The 21,320-nt window shown below is 45.5% G+C and carries 19 protein-coding genes; 13 read left to right on the top strand and 6 right to left on the bottom strand.

Features of this window, described 5'->3' with window-relative positions; translation table 11 throughout:
* Positions 1-13 precede the first annotated feature (13 nt).
* The 6 genes from HHL16_RS10020 to HHL16_RS09995 are packed head-to-tail and all read left to right on the top strand — an operon-like array spanning position 14 to position 9,710.
* Positions 14-3,346: a SusC/RagA family TonB-linked outer membrane protein gene (locus HHL16_RS10020; protein WP_169425075.1), complete on the top strand. Its 3,333-nt coding sequence runs from the start codon at positions 14-16 to the stop codon at positions 3,344-3,346.
* 3 nt (positions 3,347-3,349) lie between these two features.
* On the top strand, positions 3,350-4,813 hold the full coding sequence (locus tag HHL16_RS10015; RefSeq protein WP_169425074.1) for a RagB/SusD family nutrient uptake outer membrane protein: 1,464 nt from the start codon (positions 3,350-3,352) through the stop codon (positions 4,811-4,813).
* 11 nt (positions 4,814-4,824) lie between these two features.
* Entirely contained in the window at positions 4,825-5,598 is a 774-nt protein-coding gene (locus tag HHL16_RS10010) for a DUF4843 domain-containing protein (protein ID WP_169425073.1), read from the top strand.
* An 11-nt stretch (positions 5,599-5,609) separates the two neighbouring features.
* On the top strand, positions 5,610-7,142 hold the full coding sequence (locus tag HHL16_RS10005) for a PKD-like family lipoprotein (RefSeq protein ID WP_169425072.1): 1,533 nt from the start codon (positions 5,610-5,612) through the stop codon (positions 7,140-7,142).
* A 13-nt stretch (positions 7,143-7,155) separates the two neighbouring features.
* On the top strand, positions 7,156-8,547 hold the full coding sequence (locus tag HHL16_RS10000; protein WP_169425071.1) for a TlpA disulfide reductase family protein: 1,392 nt from the start codon (positions 7,156-7,158) through the stop codon (positions 8,545-8,547).
* Positions 8,548-8,558: 11 nt separating this feature from the next.
* Positions 8,559-9,710, top strand: coding sequence for a TlpA disulfide reductase family protein (locus HHL16_RS09995; protein WP_169425070.1), 1,152 nt, complete (start codon positions 8,559-8,561; stop codon positions 9,708-9,710).
* Between the two features lie 84 nt (positions 9,711-9,794).
* On the opposite strand, the gene HHL16_RS09990 is transcribed toward HHL16_RS09995, so the two are convergent.
* On the bottom strand, positions 9,795-10,334 hold the full coding sequence (locus HHL16_RS09990; protein ID WP_169425069.1) for a hypothetical protein: 540 nt from the start codon (positions 10,332-10,334) through the stop codon (positions 9,795-9,797).
* Positions 10,335-10,623: 289 nt separating this feature from the next.
* Here HHL16_RS09990 and HHL16_RS09985 point away from each other — a divergent pair, with 289 nt between their 5' ends.
* Positions 10,624-11,232: a hypothetical protein gene (locus HHL16_RS09985; RefSeq protein ID WP_169425068.1), complete on the top strand. Its 609-nt coding sequence runs from the start codon at positions 10,624-10,626 to the stop codon at positions 11,230-11,232.
* Between the two features lie 61 nt (positions 11,233-11,293).
* On the opposite strand, the gene HHL16_RS09980 is transcribed toward HHL16_RS09985, so the two are convergent.
* From HHL16_RS09980 to HHL16_RS09970, 3 genes are all read right to left on the bottom strand, one after another.
* Positions 11,294-12,184, bottom strand: coding sequence for a PD40 domain-containing protein (locus HHL16_RS09980; protein WP_169425067.1), 891 nt, complete (start codon positions 12,182-12,184; stop codon positions 11,294-11,296).
* Positions 12,185-12,253: 69 nt separating this feature from the next.
* Entirely contained in the window at positions 12,254-14,374 is a 2,121-nt protein-coding gene (locus HHL16_RS09975; protein WP_169425066.1) for a right-handed parallel beta-helix repeat-containing protein, read from the bottom strand.
* A 17-nt stretch (positions 14,375-14,391) separates the two neighbouring features.
* The gene (locus HHL16_RS09970; RefSeq protein ID WP_169425065.1) at positions 14,392-15,717 is read right to left on the bottom strand and encodes a hypothetical protein; all 1,326 of its coding nucleotides are present in this window, start codon (positions 15,715-15,717) and stop codon (positions 14,392-14,394) included.
* Between the two features lie 214 nt (positions 15,718-15,931).
* On the opposite strand from HHL16_RS09970, the gene HHL16_RS09965 reads away from it, so the two are divergent.
* A complete protein-coding gene (locus tag HHL16_RS09965) occupies positions 15,932-16,840 on the top strand; it encodes a lytic transglycosylase domain-containing protein (protein ID WP_169425064.1) in 909 nt (302 codons plus the stop codon).
* On the opposite strand, the gene HHL16_RS09960 is transcribed toward HHL16_RS09965, so the two are convergent.
* The gene (locus HHL16_RS09960; RefSeq protein WP_169425063.1) at positions 16,841-17,374 is read right to left on the bottom strand and encodes a hypothetical protein; all 534 of its coding nucleotides are present in this window, start codon (positions 17,372-17,374) and stop codon (positions 16,841-16,843) included.
* Between the two features lie 56 nt (positions 17,375-17,430).
* A complete protein-coding gene (locus tag HHL16_RS09955) occupies positions 17,431-18,198 on the bottom strand; it encodes an HNH endonuclease (RefSeq protein WP_169425062.1) in 768 nt (255 codons plus the stop codon).
* A gap of 386 nt (positions 18,199-18,584) precedes the next feature.
* On the opposite strand from HHL16_RS09955, the gene HHL16_RS09950 reads away from it, so the two are divergent.
* The 5 genes from HHL16_RS09950 to HHL16_RS09930 all read left to right on the top strand — a co-directional run bounded on the left by HHL16_RS09950 (position 18,585) and on the right by HHL16_RS09930 (position 21,294).
* Complete coding sequence (locus HHL16_RS09950) at positions 18,585-19,658, top strand: ketoacyl-ACP synthase III (protein ID WP_169425061.1); 1,074 nt, start codon at positions 18,585-18,587, stop codon at positions 19,656-19,658.
* A 43-nt stretch (positions 19,659-19,701) separates the two neighbouring features.
* A complete protein-coding gene (locus tag HHL16_RS09945; RefSeq protein ID WP_169425060.1) occupies positions 19,702-20,154 on the top strand; it encodes a cold shock domain-containing protein in 453 nt (150 codons plus the stop codon).
* 186 nt (positions 20,155-20,340) lie between these two features.
* A complete protein-coding gene (locus HHL16_RS09940) occupies positions 20,341-20,649 on the top strand; it encodes an RNA-binding protein (protein ID WP_169425059.1) in 309 nt (102 codons plus the stop codon).
* Between the two features lie 89 nt (positions 20,650-20,738).
* On the top strand, positions 20,739-20,990 hold the full coding sequence (locus tag HHL16_RS09935) for a short-chain dehydrogenase (RefSeq protein ID WP_169425058.1): 252 nt from the start codon (positions 20,739-20,741) through the stop codon (positions 20,988-20,990).
* A gap of 61 nt (positions 20,991-21,051) precedes the next feature.
* The gene (locus HHL16_RS09930; protein WP_169425057.1) at positions 21,052-21,294 is read left to right on the top strand and encodes an RNA-binding protein; all 243 of its coding nucleotides are present in this window, start codon (positions 21,052-21,054) and stop codon (positions 21,292-21,294) included.
* Positions 21,295-21,320: the final 26 nt, after the last annotated feature.

The following is a 21,320-nucleotide window of genomic DNA, read 5'->3' as shown; positions in this document are numbered from 1 at the left end:
AACCCTGTTAGTTATGAAGCTAACGACTGTGTTGTTAACAGCCTGCTTCTTACAAGTATCTGCAACCGGACTTTCCCAGAAAGTAAGTTTTTCTGCAAAGGAGACCACACTGGAAGCTGTATTTGCTTCAATAGAGAAGCAGACTGATTTTGTGTTTCTGTACAGCAAAGCTGCCATCAGAAATGCAAAGCCCGTTACACTCGAAGCCAATGATGTTGAGCTGAAACAATTTCTGGCTGCGCTGTTCAGATGGCAACCGCTGGAGTATTTCATTGAAGGAAAAAGCATTTTCATTTCGCCTAAAAGAACGGCAATAGTACAGCCTTCCAACGTATACCTGCCAGAGCTGGCAGATACGCTGATCACTGTAAGCGGAAGAATCAGAGATGCCGTCGGCAATCCCGTTGCCCGCGCTACCGTAAGAGTGAAAGGCGCTTCACAAAGCACGTACACTGCTGATAATGGTACTTTCTATCTCAGCAGGGTCAATGAGAATGCTACACTCATTATTTCAAACGTAGGATTCGAGACGCAGGAGATCAGACTCAAACCCGGACAAAGAGTAGTGGAAACCATCCTCAAGGTAAGTGTGAGAGACATGGATCAGGTGGTTGTATCCACCGGTATCTTCAAAAAAGAGGACAAAAGCTTTACCGGTGCATCGCGCACTGTTACCAATAAAGAGCTCAAGCAGTTCGGAAACCGCAACCTGATTGTATCCCTGCGCAATATCGATCCATCTTTCAATATCATCGAAAGCAATCTGTTCGGATCGGATCCCAACCGACTGCCGGAGATCCAGATCCGCGGCAACTCCAGCATTCCAAACGTAAACGAGATCCGCAACGAATCGAATGCACAGCTGAATACTCCGCTGATCATTCTCGACGGATTTCAATCAACCCTGCAGGCCCTGCTCAACATCAATGAAAACGATGTTGAAAGCATCACCATTCTCAAAGACGCTGCAGCCACTGCCATCTATGGTTCCAGAGGCGCCAACGGCGTTGTGGTGATCACCACCAGAATGCCCAAACCTGGCAAACTGAGAGTGAGTTTCGGCACCAATATCAATCTCGAAACTGCTGATCTCAGCGGCTACTCACTGCTTAAAGGCCGCGACAAACTCGAACTGGAAAGACTCGCAGGTTATTATGAATTCGTAAATACCTCAGACGATCTGCCACTCAAAAGATACTACAGTTACCTGCTCGATGAAGTGAACAGGGGAGTGGAAACAGACTGGATGGCCCTTCCTCTTCGCAATGCGTACGGCATGAGAAACAATATCCGCATCGAAGGAGGAGACAATCAGTTCCGTTACTCCGCCGCATTTCAAACCAACAATGTAGCTGGTGTTATGAAAGGTTCCGACAGAAAGACCACCAACGGAACCATCACACTTTCTTATACCTACCGCAAACTGTTGTTCAGAAACTACCTGAATATTTCTTCAGTGAAGAGCAGGCAAAGTCCATATGGAGCCTTCGGAGATTATGTGAAACAGAATCCTTACTGGGCGCCTTACGATGAAAACGGAAAGGTGAACAAATTTCTCGGAAATCCCGGAAACACAGACTGGATAGGCAGATGGAGAAACCTCCCCACCAATCCGCTGTACAACGCCACACTGCATACATTCGATAAAAGCAATCAGACAGCATACACCAATAACACCACCATCGAGTGGAGAATCAACAATGATCTGAGAGTGCGGGCACAGCTGGGCATCACCAAATCCCAGACACAGACAGACAAATTCCGTCCTGCTGATCATACTGCTTTCGCCAATTATTCTGGTCAGGATATTTTCCGAAAAGGAGATTATGCCTACAGTGTAAACAACGCCTTCTCCTACGATGGATCGCTGAACCTTACCTGGAGCACCATCATTGGCCAAAACCACAATCTCTTTGCCGGAGCGGATTTCAATATCCGTCAGAATGAGGCATCGAGCTACAGATTCCTCGCAGAGGGCTTCCCCAATGAGCGGCTCGACTTCATCACCATGGGTCAGCAATATGCGAAAGGAGGCAAACCTACCGGCGATGAAGCATTATCGAGAGCGCTCGGATTTGTAGGAAACGTGAATTACAATTACGCCAACCGCTATTTTGCTGACGTGGTGTTCAGAGTAGACGGATCATCACAATTCGGATCGCGCAAACGATTTGCTCCATTCTGGTCTGTAGGCCTCGGATGGAATATCCACGAAGAGAAATTCTTCAATGCCAACTCTGTAGTCAACCGACTGAAGCTCCGTGGATCTGTGGGTATCACGGGTTCTACCAACTTCAACGCTTATCAGGCAATGACCACCTACGCCTATTTCACAGACGATCGCTATTACAACTGGAACGGCACTTATCAGCTTGGATATGGTAATAAGGATCTTCAATGGCAGCAGGCCCTCAAATACAATGTGGGTACAGATATCGAGCTCTTCAACAGATACCTGATGCTGAATGGCGAGTATTATATCGAAACCACCAACGATCTTATCTCATCAGTAAACACACCGGCATCGAACGGTTTCAGTTACTACACGGCCAATATCGGCAAGCTCCGCAATCAGGGCTTCGAGCTGCGTGCAACGGGTTACCTGATGAAGAAACCAAAAGGACTCACCTGGTCCGTAACCGGAGCAGTGTTGCAGAACCGCAATAAAGTGATCAGCACATCAGCAGCATTGAAAGATGCGCAGAAAAGCATCCGCGATCTGCAAACCGATCCTGGTCAGCTTTTCATCGAAGGGTATTCGAGCAATACCATCTGGGTAGTGAGATCACTGGGCATCGACCCCAGCACCGGCAATGAACTGTTTCTGAGAGCAGATGGAACACCTACCTACACATGGTCTGGCAATGATGTGATGCCGGCAGGCACAACAGAACCCGATCTCTTCGGAAACTTCGGTACCATGCTGCGTTACAAAGGATTTACATTGAACACATCATTCCGTTTCCGTTTGGGTGGACAGATGTACAATCAAACCCTCGTAGAGCGTGTAGAGAGCAACAACTTCGATTACAATATGGATGAGCGTTCTTTCTTCGGAAGATGGCAGAAGCCGGGAGATCAGGCGCCATTCAAAGGCATCCGTAATACAAAGCCCACCTATAAGTCGTCGCGGTTTGTTCAGAACGAGAACACGCTGGTTATGCAGAACATCAACCTGCAATACGATTTCAGAAATGCAAAATGGCTGACACGCATGGGAATTGAAAACATCAATATCTCGGCAGACATGGCAGAACCGATGTACATCTCCACCGTAAGAAGGGAGAGAGGAACCACCTATCCGTTCTCAAGACAGTTTTCACTCAGCTTAAACGCAACTTTCTAAACAATGAAACAGATCAATAAATCCATTATAACTGCTGTTGTTCTGCTCATGGCAATGCTCACATCCTGCAACAAGTTTCTGGATGTTCAGCCCAAAACGCAGATCCCCGAAGAGCTGCTCTTCAACAGTGAAGCAGGTTTCAAAGATGCACTCACCGGTGTTTACATTCTGGCCAAACATGCGGATGCATATGGCAAAGCGCTTACGTTTGCAGATATCGAGAATATCATCTCCGGATGGGATATAACCACCAATTCATTCGAGCAGCAGATCGGCCTTTTCAATTATTCCGATGCCAGAGTTATTACGCGGATGAACGCCATCTTCAGTCAGCAATACAAAGTGATTGCGCATATCAATGCCATCCTGGGAAATATCGACAGCAAGAAAGAAGTGTTCCGCACAAAAGGAATGTACGAGCTCATCAAAGGAGAATGTCTTTCTTTCCGCGCATATCTTCACTTCGATCTGATGCGGCTCTATGGCCCGTCACCAGTGGATCCCGGCAAAGGCAATCAACTGGCATACGTAACGGAATATTCCAACCAGCTGAATGCACATATTGGTTTCAGCGAATACAAAGAAAAGATCTTCAAAGATCTGAGCGAAGGCAAACAGTTGCTGAAATCAGTGGATCCCATTCTCAACTTCTCCATGTCGGAGCTGCGCTATCCCGGACCAACGCGCAGATTCAACCCTGCAGATCTTTTCTTTGCATACCGCTACCTGCGTATGAACTATTATGCCAGTACAGCGCTTGAGGCAAGAGCACATCTGTGGTATGGAGATAAAGAGCTGGCGCTGACTGCAGCCAGAGAAGTGATCGAAGCAAAGAATGCGGATGGGACGGATAAATTCCCGCTTGCTACATCGGCAGTGTATGCATCAAAGAATTATCCGCTTACCACAGAACAGATCTTCGGCATGTATCATTACAACCTGAACGATATTTTCTCCAACAACTTCGGCAATGCCACTTACAGAAAAGGAACAACCGCCAATACCATCACCACCCGCCTGTATGGCAATACCGGTACGGATGTGCGCGAAAGTTCGCTCTGGAGTGTAATTACATTGGGCAACGGTTCCAATAACTATGTAATGAGAAAGTACCTGCCGCTGGCCGAGTCTTCTACCGATGCCGACACCGACTACAAACAGATCCCAATGTTACGCACCAGCGAAATGTATCTCATTGCTGCGGAAACAGCTCCGTTTGCAGACGGACTCACATACTTCAAACAATTCCGCACCATCAGAAATATCGGTCAGCTGGCTGCTCCTGCAGATCAGGCAGCATTGTACAGCGAGATCATCAAAGAATACAGAAAAGAATTCTATGGAGAAGGGCAGGCCTACTATGCCTACAAAAGGATCAATGCTCCTAAGAGCGTTATTCTGTTTTGTCCAACCAGCGCCACGGTGAATTACATCATGCCGATGCCTACTGTAGAAGTTATCAAATAAAACTGCTTAAAATGAAATCAGGAATATTTTCTATAACCATTTGCTGTCTCTTCGCAGCAGTTGCCATCAGCTGCAAGCAGGATCAGTACTATCTTTTCAATCACAAAGCCAGACTGCAGTTCGGGCCGCCGCTCAATCCGCCCGGCACTTCCTATCCAACATTCATGGATACGTTGAAGTCTGCCACTTTCTACTATTACGACAACAGTAAAATGGTGGATACCGTTTACTTCGATATTTACACCATCGGCAAACCAGCATCCAAAGACAGAAAATACACGTTGCAGGTATACGAACTGCCCGGAGTTGAAAATGCAATAGCTGGCCAGCATTACGTGGCATTCGACGATGCCTCGGTAAAGGATCTCTATGTAATAAAACCGGATTCTGTTCATGCACGCGTACCGGTGATCATCAAACGTACTCCCGAACTGAAGAACAAATCGCTTTCCCTCGGCATCAGAGTAAAGGAAGATGAAAACTTCGAACTGGGAGAGAGCAGCAAACTCTGGCGCAAGCTGCAGTTTACCGACCGGCTCAGCAGGCCCGATGCATGGGATGAATTTGCTTCTCAATATTACTGGGGACCATACAGTGTAGCGAAGCATCAGTACATGATCAATGTAACCGGATTCAGATGGGACAATCAGTACATGGATGAACTCTCCGACGAACAGGTAAGATACTATCGTTCCTTCTTTCAGACTTCGCTGATCGAATACAACAAGGCGCATCCCGATGCGCCACTGAAAGATGAATACGGTGAACCAATCAACTTCCTCTAAAACCAACAACCATGAAGCATCTTCATATACCTGCCATCAGCCTGCTCCTGCTGGTTTTGGCATGCACCAAAGACAAAAGCAATTACGATTATTCGGAAAAAGAAAATATAGAGATCAAAGGTGTGCTCGACAATTATTCGGTGATCACACTAAAAGATACACTCCGCATCAATCCTGAACTCACCTCCAACAAAGACACCGATATGGAATATCGCTGGGGACTTTACAAAGGACAGGTAGGAGTGATGGATACCATTTCTTACACCAAAAACCTGAGCCATCCTGTAAAAGAAAGCGCCGGAAACTACATACTGGTATTCTACACCAGAAATAAGAAAACCGGTGTTATCAAAACCAAACAGTCTGGTCTTTCAGTGAATACCCGCTTCACCAGAGGCTGGTATATCGCCAAGGATGATGGGGCCGACAGCGATCTCGATCTGTTTCTCACACCCAACAATATACTGGCAGAAGAAAAACTCGAAAACATTTACAGCACAGTGAACGGCAGCAAGCTCGCCGGAAACATCACCAACCTGAGTTTCCTTTCGGCCTATTACACATACGACAATGGGCCGCTCGAAAGAACGCGCACACTGATGGTATCAACCGATAAGGATATCAATGCCATCGGGATCGGGCGACTGAATCTGATCAGGAATAAGCAAACGCTCTTCCTGGGTGATATACCCGAAATGGGAGCGCCCAATGCAGTTATTTTAGGCAGCTCTGCATATTACGGTCTCGCAAAAGGGCAGCTCTATTCGATCTCCACCAATTCTCTGAACTCAGGTCTCTTCGGAAGCAAAACCAGAAGAAACAGCAGCAATGCGGATTACAGCCTGTCGCTGTTCAATTCTTCGAGTGATGCCACCAATCCTGTATTCTTCGATAATACCAGCAGCACTTTTGTTACACTGGTGAATGCCGGTTCTACACTCACCGAATTCAGCGATGCGGCAGGTACTAAAATGCCGGCCCGCAACAACAATAAGCAGGTGTTGTTCATGGCCCTGAAATACATCGAATATCAGCCGGCTCCCAAATACTCATTTATCTCGAAAGGGTATGGCGTGTTGCAGGATAAAACAAATCCTTCGTTGAAGATCTTATCTTATCTCGAACAGGATGAGTCGAGCCTGAAGATCACCAACGATACCATACAACCCAGCTCCAAACTGTTCAATGCCACACAATACGCATTGCTGTACGAAGATGAGAACATGCTGTACTTCTCAACAGACAATCAGATCTACAGCCGCAACCTCAACAACGGATTTGAGCAGCTTCAATATGCGGTGCCGGCAGGTGAAGAAGTAACCTTCATCAGGCATCACACCTACACATCCGAAGCAGCGTATGCTTTCAACTTCGTGATCGTTGGCACACGCAAGAACGATCAATACATTATCCGGATGTTCAAGAAAAGTTCGGGCAACCTGGAATCCACGCCGTATCAGGTACTGCAAGGAAAAGGCATTGCCCGCGGACTGCTGTACATCGCGCCCAGTGTAAGAGAAGACACGTATCCTAATTCATTCTAAGAAAACAAATCAAATGAAACGCACTTTTCTGAAATATACTTTCGCATGTCTGCTGATCACTTTCTACAGTGCCATCAGCTTCGCTCAGGCTCCGGTTTCCATTACAGGAACACTGAAAACAAACAAGGTTGCACCCGTAAAACTTTTCCGCGTATCGGAAGGATCGGTGTATGAAATGGCTGTTGCCATTCCCGGAAAAGACAGAAAGTTCGGCTTTCTGTTCTTTCCTCCCTACGAAGGTTTCTATGTGCTCGGAACAGGCAATGTTTACTCACCTAACGACAATTACAAGTTCTATTTCAAAAGCGGGGACAAGATGTCTCTGGAAATATCAGATACCAGTTATACTTTAACCGGGGCCAATACCAGAGAAAATCTGCAACTTGCCCAATGGCATCAGCTCACTAATCCGCTGGAGCAGAAAGCGATCAACTTCATGGGCAAGAACAGCATATGGGTTGATTTCTTTCCCGATCTGGAAGAGATCGCAGCAAAGGCTAAAAAGTTTCTGAATGGAAAAACAACAGGCAACAAAAAGTTCGATCAGCAGATGAAAGACAATATGGACTGGGATATGGCCGGATATGCCATCAACTTTTTGAATACGCCACGCGAATCGCATCCGAAAGTGGAACAATACAGCAAGTATTACGCTACACTCAAAGCGACTGCATTTGCCGCACAAACCAAAGGCACTTACAGGCAGCCATGGGGTAAACGGATTCTCGAAATGCTGGTAGGCCTCAACATGCGTCAGCAAAATATCCAGTCCGCCAACAGAATGGAAACACTGGCCAATACATTGAAACTGGTTCCCAATGATACGCTCAAAGGAGATTTTGTTTTGCAAACCGGCAGCAGAATGAAAACAATCACCGATTACCATGCAATGCTGTCCGAATTCGGAAAGTATATCCTCACCGACAGTCAGCAGCAGCGAAGCAAAGCCATCCAGGCGCCGATCGCTTCACTGAAAGCAGGTGAACCGGGACTAAACTTTTCGTATCCCGACAAAGACGGCAAAATGGTTTCCATGCAAAGCCTCAAAGGGAAAGTAGTGCTGATCGATGTTTGGGCTACCTGGTGCGGTCCCTGCAAGGCAGAAATTCCACATCTCAAAAAACTCGAAGAAGAAATGAAAGGAACCGATGTTCAGATAGTGAGCATTTCGGTAGATGAAGAAAAAGACAAAGAGAAATGGAAAGAGATGATCAAAAAGGAGAACCTTGGCGGCATGCAACTGTTCGCCACAGGCTGGAGCGATATCACCAAATATTATAAGATCAATGGCATTCCGCGATTCATGGTATTCGACCGCAAAGGCAATATCGTTACCATCGAAGCGCCGAGACCTTCGAGCCCTGAACTGAAACCACTGCTCGAAAAATTGCTTGCAGAAAAATAAACCCCGTTATTATGAAGATGAGACTCTCATTGATTACTGCGCTTTCATTGCTTACATCAGCAGGCTGGGCACAAACCGACAGCATCACCATCTCCGGCAATATAAAAGGATTGAACGGAAGGAAATTCTTTATTAACTGGACGGACAATGCCGCCAAAGAAGGAGGACAAACCGTGCAGCCGGAAGGGGATCGCTTCAATGTGAAAATTGCGGCTCAAACCTCACCGATACTCGCCAGACTGTCGATGCCACGACCATTTTCGGATGCCGCTAAAGATGTTGCTCCCGGTTTTTTCTTCATTTACAACAAGGATCTGAAAATAACCTTCGATCCTGCAAACGGCGAAGCCATGCAATTGAAGGGTGATGCAGAGAACAACAAATTCAGCGACCTGCTGAAACAACTGGCCCCGGCCAATGCAAAAGATGAAAGGGCCATGCAGAAATTGTATTACAGCAAAACGCCGCTGTCGAAAGAAGATTCGATAAAATACAGTAAGGAAGCTGATGAAGCTAACAAAACACAGTTCGGATTAAAAGATGCATTCGTAAGAAAAAACCCGGATGCTTTTGCTTCCATCTACATTTTGTATTCATCGGAATATTACTACAGTGCGGATGAGTACCTGTCGCTGTGGGAGGGTCTCACACCGGCCTTCAAAGAAACACAGCTTGCCAAAAGCGTTAAGGAGAACCTTACAAAACTGTATCATACAAAAGCAGGTACCAGCGCTTTTGAATTCGAAAGAACAAGTCTGGATGGGAAGAAAGTAAGCCCTTCGTCACTGAAAGGGAAAGTATACCTGCTCGATTTCTGGGGAAGCTGGTGCGGTCCATGCCGATACAGCCATAAACACCTCAAGGAAATGTATGCGAAGTACAAACCTGCGGGTTTTGAAATTGTAGCAGTGGCGCAGGAACGTGGCAAAACCATGGAAGCCTGCAAAGCAAGCTGGCAAAAGGCGATAGCCGAAGACGGCATCAACTGGGTGCATGTGCTGAATCAGGAAGGGATCGAACAACTCGATATCGTTAAATCATACATGGTAAAAGGATTTCCCACCAAAATTCTGATAGGCGCCGATGGGAAGATCATTACCCGCATCAGTGCCAGCGCATCAGATGCAATAGATAAGGCGCTTGAAAAGATCTACGGATTCTAAAAGGTACAGCCATTAATAATTGCAAAGGGCATCACCGGTAAATACCAGTGATGCCCTTTCTGCTGTATGTGTTAGTCTGTGCGTTTATTTTTTTGATCTGTCGATGGCATCCTGTTTTGCACGAAGGGTAGTGGAGCTGCTGATCAGAAGATCATCCAGATATCTGGCATCTTCTTTACTGAAGTTCTTCGAATTCTTTCCATCCCTCTGTTCAATTGCTTTGCTGATCAGGAAATCACCCACTTTTTCATCGCCCACAATACATCCGAACATGGTGGAAACATTAGCTGTATCATTTATGTGTTTTTCCAGTATGGGAAGCAATTTAACCCCAGGTTTAAGACTTAATGCCCAGAATGCATAAGAACGCACTACTGTATTGGGGTGATTGGTGAGTTCCAGCAATTCGGATTGCTTAGCTATTTTTTGCAACTCCGCAAAGTTATTGTACTGTGCAGGACGGGTACCCGCGAACCCAACAGCAGACCCCATGAGTTTATTCACTTTCGCGATTTTTGAAACCACTTTTGCTGTACGGTCCGAGATCTTTTGTTTATTGTAGTTGAATTGTCCAAAGCTGTTGATGCTAAGAATAACGAAGACGAGGCTGATGTACGTTTTCATGATATTTTCTTTTAAATGGTCAGATGTTTTACGGATGCAGGGCATAAACGGATTACACAAGGCAGCAGATAAAATAACAGTATCACCAATCGACAGTCTGTAATCAAGGGTTGCTGAATTTTGCAGAAGAATTATTCTTCATTTTCCTGAAATGCAATCAATGTTATAGCATAAAAGAAGTGCCAGCCTCCGGAGATAACAATATTGCAACATCAATTTTGTCGAATAGCATTTTGATCATCGGATATTTCTATTATTTTAGCCCGCTACAATATCACAGAAAGAATTTATGGGCTACACAATTGATCCGACCATTATCCGCGACAGATTCGCAAGATCCACCAACGAGCAACTTATCGACATTGCAGAAAATGAAATTCGCAGCCTTACCCCTGAGGCACTCGAATTTCTGCTCGATGAATTACGGAAACGCAATATCGAAACCAGCCAGATCGCAGAACTGGAGAAAAAAGTAACCAGACAACACAACAAAAACGTAAGCAGAGCGCATTCAGCTTTAGCCCAGGATCTGTCCAAAGAAGGGATGAAACTGGCCGTGAAGATGAAGCTTGAAAACGCATCCAATTCCGACATACAGGAAGCGCTTCAGAATACAGGAATAAGCAGTGAAGAAAGTCTCCGCATTATTGGTTCGCTGGGAGAAAAAGCAGCCGCAATGAACAAGACTGGCAATAAGAACCTTCGATACGGAGTGATTATGCTATTGTTAGGTTGCCTTCGCTTTTTTATTATCCAATCCAAAGATGATTTAAACGAAACAATTATTTTATTACTAGTACTTAGCGGAATACTTTTCTCAATAATCGGACTTAAGATCAAAAGTGATGCAAAAAAGATTTCAGAAATATTAGAGCAGGAGAGCCTTGAGGCTCAATAATAGTGTTGCTTTTCAGCTTGCTTCAATAACCCATCTCTGCTTCAGCGTTAGCGGAGATGGGTTATTGCTTATTGTATAGTTTTAGTACATCGGCATTGATCCACTTTACATTCCGCTCACTGCTGAAGAAAAAATATTTTCCATCAGGTGTTAAGTTCGGACAATACTCATAGGTGGGCGTATTGATGCGGCTTCCCATATTTACAGGTGTCTGCCACTGTCCGTTTTTATTCAGTGAAATGTAGAGATCTGCCTCTCCCAATCCACCGGGCCGGTCGGATGCATAGATAATATAACTTTCGTCAGGAGCCACAAACGGATCATGTTCATCGGAAACCGAATTGATCACCTTGCCCATGTTCACAGGAGTGAGATAGTGATCTCCCTGCTTTTGCGCCATGTACAGATCGAGGTTTCCATCACGGTAAGAAGAGAAATAGATATTGCCGTTCTTCGACAATGATACATAGTATTCTGTGCTGTCGCTGTTTATTTCGGGCAGGCGTTCAGCAGCACCATATTTTCCATCTTTCCATGCCATTCTGTAAATGTCGTAGTCTTTAATTGTATCCGAAGCACTGGTAGCCCTGTTGCTGATAAAATACATGGAACTGTCCGAAGCGATGAAAGGGTCTACATTGGAAAAAGCAGTATCGAAAGCAGTAGCTATCACAGGTTGGCTCCATTGACCATTTTCAAATCTGCTTTGCAGAACAGTCAGCTTTTTGTTCAACGATCTGGTGAAGTAGAACGTGTTGCCATCCGGAAAAAAGGTAGCATTGAAATCGAGGGTATCGCTTGTAACAATACCAGGCAGAAACGTCAAAGCTGTTGTATCGGGAGCAGGTGAGGGATAACTTGAAGCCATTGTTTTCGGCTTACCTGATTTACAGGCGATCAGGAATACACCCACCAATTGCAATGCAATTAAAGCAATAGCGATCTTTCTCATAGATGAAGGTTTGAATGGATAACATTAAAGTTATACTCCAATCCTGATAAATCCAATGATTATCGCAGTTTAGGGACCAACGGTTGTTCCGGTGTCATTTATCCGGTGTAGTTGCGTCATAGATGCTCTCGTATCGCCTGCAAAATTGTTGCCCGATAGATTGGTTCCGTAAGTGGTGTTGATATAAATGCCGTAGTGGCTGCCACTACGGAAATACCCCGGCATATCACTTATGAACACATTGTTTTTAATTACGCAATTGGCTGCATTGAACAACGAAATACCATGCTGGGCAAAATTTCTGATGGTATTGCCGGTGATGCGGATATTGCCATGATCGAATGAAACCGGTGACATTTTATCTTCATACAAATTGTTAGGCCCAACAGAATCTATTTTGTTGATGCGAACATTGATAGCACCTGCATCTGCTCCGAGCAGGTCGAAAGCACAATTGCGGATATCGTTGTTCATGATCCACAGATCCCGGCTGTAGAGACCGTTGTACCACAATTCTGCTTCGTTGTACAATGCTACGCCTGCTGATGAGCAGCTGTAAAACTGATTGGCTTCCACCATTCCACGGGCAGACCGGATGATGGCTCCGCGCGCGCGTACCGTGAACCGGCTGTTGCTGATCATGAATCTGTCGTTGCGCTGAGAAGTATTGTACAACTGTACATTCTGTTGAAGATCTGCAAGGCCATAATCAACCAGACTGTCATAATCATTGGCCGGTATGGCAGGAGAGAATTGTACCCGATAGCTGCCGCTCTGCAGATACACGGTGTCTACAGTGAAATTGGGGCTCATGATCTTGCCCGTCTTCGGTGTGAAGATGCGGAATATATGTCCTTTTTTCAGGTTCATGAATTCATTGCTGGTTACCAGCAGCGCTGTACTGCTGATCTTCGATTTTATGATGATGCCTTTGTTGTAGAGCGCAACGCCGTCGTCGGCATTCCCTACAAAGCTGCTGTTCTCCACCCATGGCCCGATGGTATTGGCTCTGCAATGCACACCGTCTGCATTGGCAGACACAAAACGGGTTTCATCTTTGAGTTCGGAGCGGCAGTTGAGCACTTTCATATCACTTCCGTCGAAAGAGTAATAACAACCGATGGGGCTGGAATAATTAACGATGCTGTCGCACACGAAGTCGATGCAGTTGCGCGTGCTCATGAGAGAACCAACATTGTCGCGGGCCGCAATGGCCAGCACATCACCGACAGCAAAATACTTTCCGGCCTTTGATCCAGCATGATAGATATTGTACTCCGGCCTTTCCTTGCAGGCAATAGGAGTAATGTCGGCAGGACTGATGCCTACGGTGTTGATGTCGATTTTCTTCAGGCTTCCTGCATCGGCGGTATCGAGCAGATAAGCCCAGGACCAGTGATCGGTAAACCCAGGGTTATCGTAGATGGCCGGATACCAGGGCGACATCTTTCCCTTTACTTTTCTTAGTCTGACATTCACATTGAGCGTATTGCTGTCGGCATTGTTCACACTGATTACATCGAGCAACGATTGAGGCAGGGGATCCCAGTCTACTTTCAATCGTCTTACAGTGATGCGGTTCGAATTGAGTATTCGCATGAAACCCACATGCGGGTTGTTTTTGATGATGATCGAGGCATTATTCCCCTCGATGATCAGATCATTGATATTGGCAGTATCGATGGCAAAGAGTCCGGTTATATTTCCGTCGAGTTCATATACAGCGTCGGCAGAAAAAGCGATCGTAGCCGGCGTGTTCATGATGGCTTTCTTCAACGTGTCTTTTATGGCTTTCAGATCAGCGCCGGGAGGAATAGTAAATGTTTTGGGAGGAATGGCCACGGTGTAATTAAAAACACCCGACCAGCCGCTCAGATCGGTGCCGGCTTCATCTTTTGCTTTGATCCTCCAGTACATTTTACCAACGGGTAATTGGCTTACAGGAACAAAGCGGGTGATATTCAGGTTATTTCTTTCAACGATGATATTGCTGAAACCTGCATCCGTGGCCAGTTGTATATCATAACTGTAAGCATTGGCATATGTCTGCCAGGTGAAAGTCGGATTGCGAACATAACCGGTGCTGTTGTTCAGCGGAGCAGACAAAACAGGAAGCGTCTGTGCAAAAATGTTGTTGCAGCAGCAGCAAATAATCATTGCAATTATTGTACGTGGGATTGATGTTTTCATTGCAGCAATTTTGAAATCTAATAAATGAACTTGCGCGTGATGAGATCGCCATGGCTGGAAAGGAATGCAGCGAAGTAAAGGCTGCGGGATCTGAAAGGAAGAGCTATCGGGAAACGAAGTATCCCTTTATCCAGCGACAGTTTTCGGGAGTATATGATCCGCCCGCTCAGGTCGTACACATTCACCGTGCCCTGGGTTGATTGGCTCACTGCAATTTCGCCGTAAACCAGCGGATCATTCTCATTCGATAATACTCTGAAACCCGCAGTGGCATTCATTTTCCTTGCAGCAGGCGATACAGGCTGAGGAGCCATGCTCAGGTCTCTGAACACAGTGTTGCTATCTGCCTGTACAATGATGAGTGGTTTGAGCAGCGCAAAACTGGCATTATGCCCGGTATTGTCGGTGAACTGAACCACCTCACCGCCATTGTCGTTTCTGCGGATAGCATAAAGAATTACATTGCCGTCGGAGACAGTGCCGGTAAGCCCGCGATATTTGTCGGCAGTTGAACCGATGATGCCATTGGCGACCCACGATCCTGCAACCAGCGAGTATTTTTTCAGTTGATTGTTATCGGCAATGTACAGCACATTCACCGTGTCGCTTCCGTTGAGGCGGGCCATAAAAAACTGCAGCGGATTACCTCCGGTGGAAGGATATCCGGGAAGATTGTTCATGGTTTGTCCGGAAGTTGTGGGCAGTCCGGTACCTGTAATGCTCATGCGAAGACTGGTAGCTGTGGAAGTGCCGTACAGCTTTCCATCGTAGATATTCAGACATCTGGCGGTGGTTGCTGTGATCAGCAAATTCGAAGTGCCGGTACTTCCGGCAACGGCATATGCAATGCCGCCATTGCCTCCGGCAGCCCATACATTGTTTCCATCAACAACCGCAGACCTGATGGACACTCCGCTGAACCTGTTGCTGAAAGCCGTACTGGTATTGACGTTCCCGTTAGCGTCGATAATTCCAACAATTCTGTTAACCGCAGAACTAATGCTGGTGGATACGGCAGCAGTACCAGCAGCGGCATCATAACCGCCGAGTGCGAGGTATTGTCCATCTTCAGAAAGGCTGATATATCCTTCCGTATTATCAGCAGTAGAGGAAGGGAGGGTGAGTCGCCGGTTGATCCCGATAGCAGTAACCGGCAGCGGAATGGATCTGACATGCTCTCCGCATGTATTGTATTCGTCCAGAAAAACAGGTTGTGCAGCGCCTGCAGTGATCGGAGCATCTCCGGAACCGATTCTTACAATAACAATATTACCGTTTCCGAAAGTTTGCGCCTGAGTGCAGACAGCATGCAAAAGCAGCAGTGAGCATAGGAGGGCTCTCATATGGCAGTAGTTTGGTGAAGCAAATCGTTGTATGCGCAATCTTGACATTACAATGCATCCTTCAAAAGAAAAAGAGCAGATTTTTTTTGTGGGAACATTCCCGGAGTACGGGAACGTTCCCGGATCTGTGAATGCTAATGCCACAGATGGGAATCTGCAATCTGTTCGCGTTGCTAAAAGAATCGGTGGGTATACTTTTTTAGTAAGATTGTGTATGAAAAACTTACCCAATCATCTCGCTCCATTTCTGAGTGGCGCATTGATTGCGCTGTTGATCTGCTGTCAGCTTGCCTTTCGCGATAACAAGCAGAACAATGCAGAAGCCGGAATACAAAACAGTTTCAGCATCATTCCCGATTCCATAGATTTTGCAGGAGAGCCGGTGCCGCTTCATCGCTGGGATGTAAAGGAACGGCTCGACCGGGAATTGCTGATCAATCTTCAAAGCAGGTACAACGTATTGATGGTAACAAAACTGGCCGGGCGGTATTTTCCGGTTATCGAAGAACGGCTCAAAGCAAACGGAGTTCCCAACGATTTCAAATATGTGTGTGCGGCAGAAAGCACCCTCGTACCCAATGCAGTTTCCAAAGCAGGAGCAGTGGGCTTTTGGCAATTCATGCCCGGAACTGCACCGATGTATGATCTGAAAATAAATCAGGAAGTAGATTACAGAAATGATCTGATTCGCTCCACGGATGCGGCCTGCCAGTATTTCAAACAAGCTTATGCGCGCTTCGGAAGCTGGACGGCTGCTGCGGCTTCTTACAACTGTGGCATGGCCGGATACGGCGCGCAGGCGGGCTTTCAGCAATCGATGAATTATTACGACCTGCTGCTGCCGGAAGAAACCAATCGGTATATTTTCAGGATACTCACTTTCAAACATCTGTTGAAGAATGCGAAGTCGCTGGGATTGGAGCTGCCTGCAAAAGAATTGTATCAGCCAGTTCCGTATCGTGAAGTAATGGTTAGCAGCTCTATTGCTGACCTTGCAGCATTTGCCATTTCGCAGGGCACCACTTACAAGGAGTTGAGATTGCTGAATCCGTGGCTGAAAGGACGGTCGCTCACGGTGAGTGGGGGAGCTTCGTATGTGTTGAAGTTGCCGGCGGCGAAATAGTTACTTCCCATTTCTGTTCCACGGCGAGCCCGCTGGATTAAACATCGGTGTTCTTCCATAAAAATCACTTCTTCCAACACCAATGCTTCCTGAAATAGAAAACGTTCTTTCAGGATTCGTATACATCAAACCCATCTGCGCAGTGGTATAATTTCCAAAGCCACTTGTAGTCATGAAATTATTATACTTGTTATTGATCGGCTGATACAACACTCCAGCATGCGGGAAATAAGCAGGAGCCACAGATACCCCAGCAAATGCAGTTACTGTATTATTCAGCTGACGGTTCAGCTGTACACTCATGGGAGCGGATAAAAAACTGCTGTTGCCTCCATTATAGCCCATAAAGCCAGTTGAAAAACCCACTGAATTTGTGAGGAACCATTTCTTCTGAATATGGCTGGTATCGATTGAACGGTTGAATGATCCGAAGCCGGGCTGAATGCCATTCATGTATCCGTAAGGCATCGGCAGCTGTGCTTTTGCGACAGCGGCTGAGATCAAAATGGTGGCAGTGAGTAATATCCGTATCATCTGCATAAAGATACGTTTTCCTTGCAGAAGGAGAAATGGAGGCGGTTGCAAAAATGTTAATGATTGTTAATGAGTTTCAATATCCTTTCAAAGCGGGGGAATAACTGTTTTTCCATGGCAGCGGAGGATTGCTTCGGTTGCAGCAGCTGCTCTCTTGTGAGGCCGATCGACAGTTTTCTAACCAGCTCTTCACCGCTGATCACATCCCAGCAATAGGTAACATCGATGTTATCTCCATTGTAGTCGGAAGTAAAAATGCAGATGAGGTTCTGCATATTGTACAATTCAATATACGCATACAGAAGTCCGGATTCTTTGCTGCCATGCAGGTGCACCACATGCGAGACTTCCTTTTCGGCCGGTTGATAAACCAATCCGGTTTCGGGTGCGTAGTAATAATGAACGAGTGCATCGTTCTCACCTCTGATGAATGATCTTACAGCATCGATGTATTGTCTGGAATAGCCTTTTGTAAGATAGTAGTTGAGGCAGATCTTGGCGATAGCCCTGAAATAGCCGGGGCTTCCGGAGAAGGAGTGACTAAGCTTTACGTCGGAAATGAACCGGGCATGGGCAGCTTTGTTTCCGTCCTTTCTGAATGCTGCTGCGGCATTTTCGGAGGTGGGGGTGCCTGCATTCAGCAAAGAGTAGAACCGGGCCAGTTTTGAAGCGAGTTCATTATCGATGGTTCTGCCGAACTGTTCATTGCAGGCTTTGCACAACAGATTGAATGCTTTGCGTTTGCCTCCGATTGAGTTGGGTAAGATATGTTCTGCTGATCTGGTTTTCCTGTTCAGGGTGGTTCCGCAATTGTAACAATCCATCCTCGCTGGTTTGCTGCGAAAGTAAAACATCGGAAAACAATGAAGCGCATATTGCAGTAAAAGTTTAGCTGCTCAACGGAAACCGGGTGTCGCTGAAACCCTGTGTAAAAGGCGGATTCCCAACAAAAAGCCCATATCTGACTTTTTTTTAGTACCTTCAGTGGAAATATTTCCCTTCCTGCACCTATTTTGATTTCCTCGTATTCAACATTTGTGAAGGCTCATTTTCTCATTAGGAGAATATTTTCTGACGAGTTCCGAACGATTATCGATGCATACGCAGGCAAGTGTGTATCAGATTCTATATTTACTATGTAAGAAAGCTTACATTCAACTGCTCCTGAAGTAAAATCCATACCAGGGCTTCTGTATTATAACCTCTAAGCATGAGTAGAAACATCATCATAGGAACGGGAGCTTATATTCCTGAAGTTGTCCGAAAAAATGAAGACTTCATCCCGTCAGTATTTCTGAATGAGGATGGGGGAGCGATCAATAAGACCTCAGGTCAGATTATTGAGAACTTCAAAAAAATTACCGGAATTGCTGAGCGAAGGTATGCAGGCTCCGGAATGAATGCTTCGGAAATGGCCGCATTGGCAGCCAAAGATGCAATTGATGACAGTGGTATAGATAAGGAGCAGATAGATCAGATCATTGTTGCGCATAATTACGGAGATCTCAAACCCGGAACTTTTCAGCCGGATACAGTGCCTTCCCTTGCATCGAGGGTGAAGCACAAACTCGGTATCAATAATCCGAACTGTATTGCGTACGACATACTCTTTGGTTGTCCCGGATGGCTGCAGGCGCTGATTCAGGCGGACTGTTTCATCAAAGCCAACAATGGCACCACATTTCTTGTTATAGGTACTGAAACTTTATCAAGAATTATTGACCCTTTTGACCGGGATAGTATGATCTTTGCGGATGGAGCAGGGGCCTGCATTCTGCAAAAGAAAGAAGGAAACGGCCGCGACATGGGCATTCTGAGCACAGCCGCCCGTTCCGATTGCAACGAAGAAGTCTCGTATATCAATCTGGGAACATCCTATGATGCAGACAGAACCTGTGAAACCGGATATATAAAGATGCAGGGCAGAAAAGTGTATGAATATGCACTGAAAAATGTTCCTGCAGCCATGAAGGATTGTCTCGAAAAGAGTGGGGCATCCATTCACGACCTGAAGAAGATCTTCATTCATCAGGCGAACGAAAAAATGGATGAAGCCATTCTGAAATCGTTCTATCAGCTTTTTGGTATCGATCAGGCACCGGCCGATATTATGCCAATGAGCATTCAGTGGCTGGGAAACAGCTCCGTAGCTACCATTCCCACGTTACTGCACCTCGTAAATAAAGGATTGATCAAAGGTCACTCACTGAGCTCCGGAGATCTCATTATGTTCGCTTCTGTTGGAGCAGGCATGAATATCAATGCAGTTTGCTACAGGTGGTAGTAATCAATCCCTGGCAAACTATTATAAACTAAAAACATCGTTAATGGCAAAATCAAAGGAAACTTTTAACAAGCGGGAAAAAGAAAAACAAAGGATGAAGAAGCAGCAGGAAAAGCTAGAGAAGAAGAAGGAAAGAAAGATTAACAAAGAACAGAATACCGGGTCAGGTTTCGTAATGGCCTATCTGGATGAGAATGGAAATCTTACTGACACACCTCCTGATCCCAGCAAAAAGAAAGTTTTCCTTCAGGAAGATATTCAGATCGGAGTTCCGAAAGCAAGTGATATCGAAGAAGATCCCATCCACTTAGGTACTGTTAACTTCTTCAATCATCAGAAAGGCTTCGGATTCATAATCGATAACGCTACCAAAGAACGCATTTTTGTACACGCAAACGATATAAATGTACCGCTGAACGAGAATGATAAGGTAAGTTTCGAGATCGCCAGAGGACATAAAGGATTGGTTGCAGTTAATGTATCTTTGGTAAAATAATGAATTGCAAGGAAGTACACCACTGACTTTCAACCAGTTAAAATATAATTGGTTAGTCGGGATATCTGGCGTACCTTCAATCCTACTATTTGAGCTCGCATCAGTATTGCCGTTTATCTGCCAAGTTCAGCATTTAATTCCTATACTTCTTGCCTTACTCAGATTTCACTATTTAAAATTGTAAAAATGAACATTTACGTATCTAACCTGTCATTCAATGTACAGGACGAAGAACTTAGGAATTTTTTCGCTGCTTACGGAGAAGTAAGCTCAGCTAAAGTTATCACTGACAGAGAAACAGGTCGTTCCAGAGGTTTCGGATTTGTTGAGATGGAAAATGAAACTGAAGCGCGTAACGCAATTCAGGAACTGGACAATTCTTCAGTTGACGGAAGGCAGATCAGAGTTTCTGAAGCCAGACCAAAAACTGAAAAGACCTTCACTAAGAGTCCTTTCAAAAGCAACAACAACTACGACAAACGTAGCAGGTGGTAAACATATGCTCAGTTAATTGCAGAGTCGCCATTTAAACTGGCGACTCTTTTTTTAAGAAGTTTTTCATTGTTTTAGCATCAATCAATAACATGACAATTACACAAATCGATGCCTTTGTACGTAAGGTTGAATCAGAAAATCTCGCTGTTAAAATTAGCCTGAAATCGAGAGAGCCGTTCATCGGTATCTTCGTTGTTTCCAAAGACTATGAAGATCTCAAGAGCAAGAACTTCTGGAGAATCATCGGTCAGAAAAATATCCAGAACTATCAGACCTCTAAAGATGTAAATCTCTCCAGAATTTACAGCGGAACAGAGATCACCAGCCTGAAACTTGTATAAAAGTTCAGGCTCACAACCATACCAAACACCGATTGCACACTTATCAAACCAACTCCGGATTATGACAGTCCAGATCTTCAATCTTAGTGCCGATACAACCGACAGACAGCTAAGGAAGATCTTCGAGCCCTTTGGTACAGTGGTGAGCGCCGTAGTGTCGCGCAATAAACATAATGGACGATCCAACAGGCATGGCCTGGTTGAGATGTCCCGATCCTCCGAGGCAGAACTCGCAGTTTCTACCTTGCACAGTACTACACTCGATGGTAAGATCATTTCAGTATCCCACACAACTGAATATTAAGACTATTGCAGGTTATTAAAACACCT

This window comes from Pseudoflavitalea sp. G-6-1-2 (genome assembly GCF_012927185.1).
Lineage (GTDB): Bacteria > Bacteroidota > Bacteroidia > Chitinophagales > Chitinophagaceae > Pseudobacter.
The sequence above is the reverse complement of the archived record's forward strand: the minus strand, read 5'-3'. Positions and strand labels throughout refer to the sequence as shown.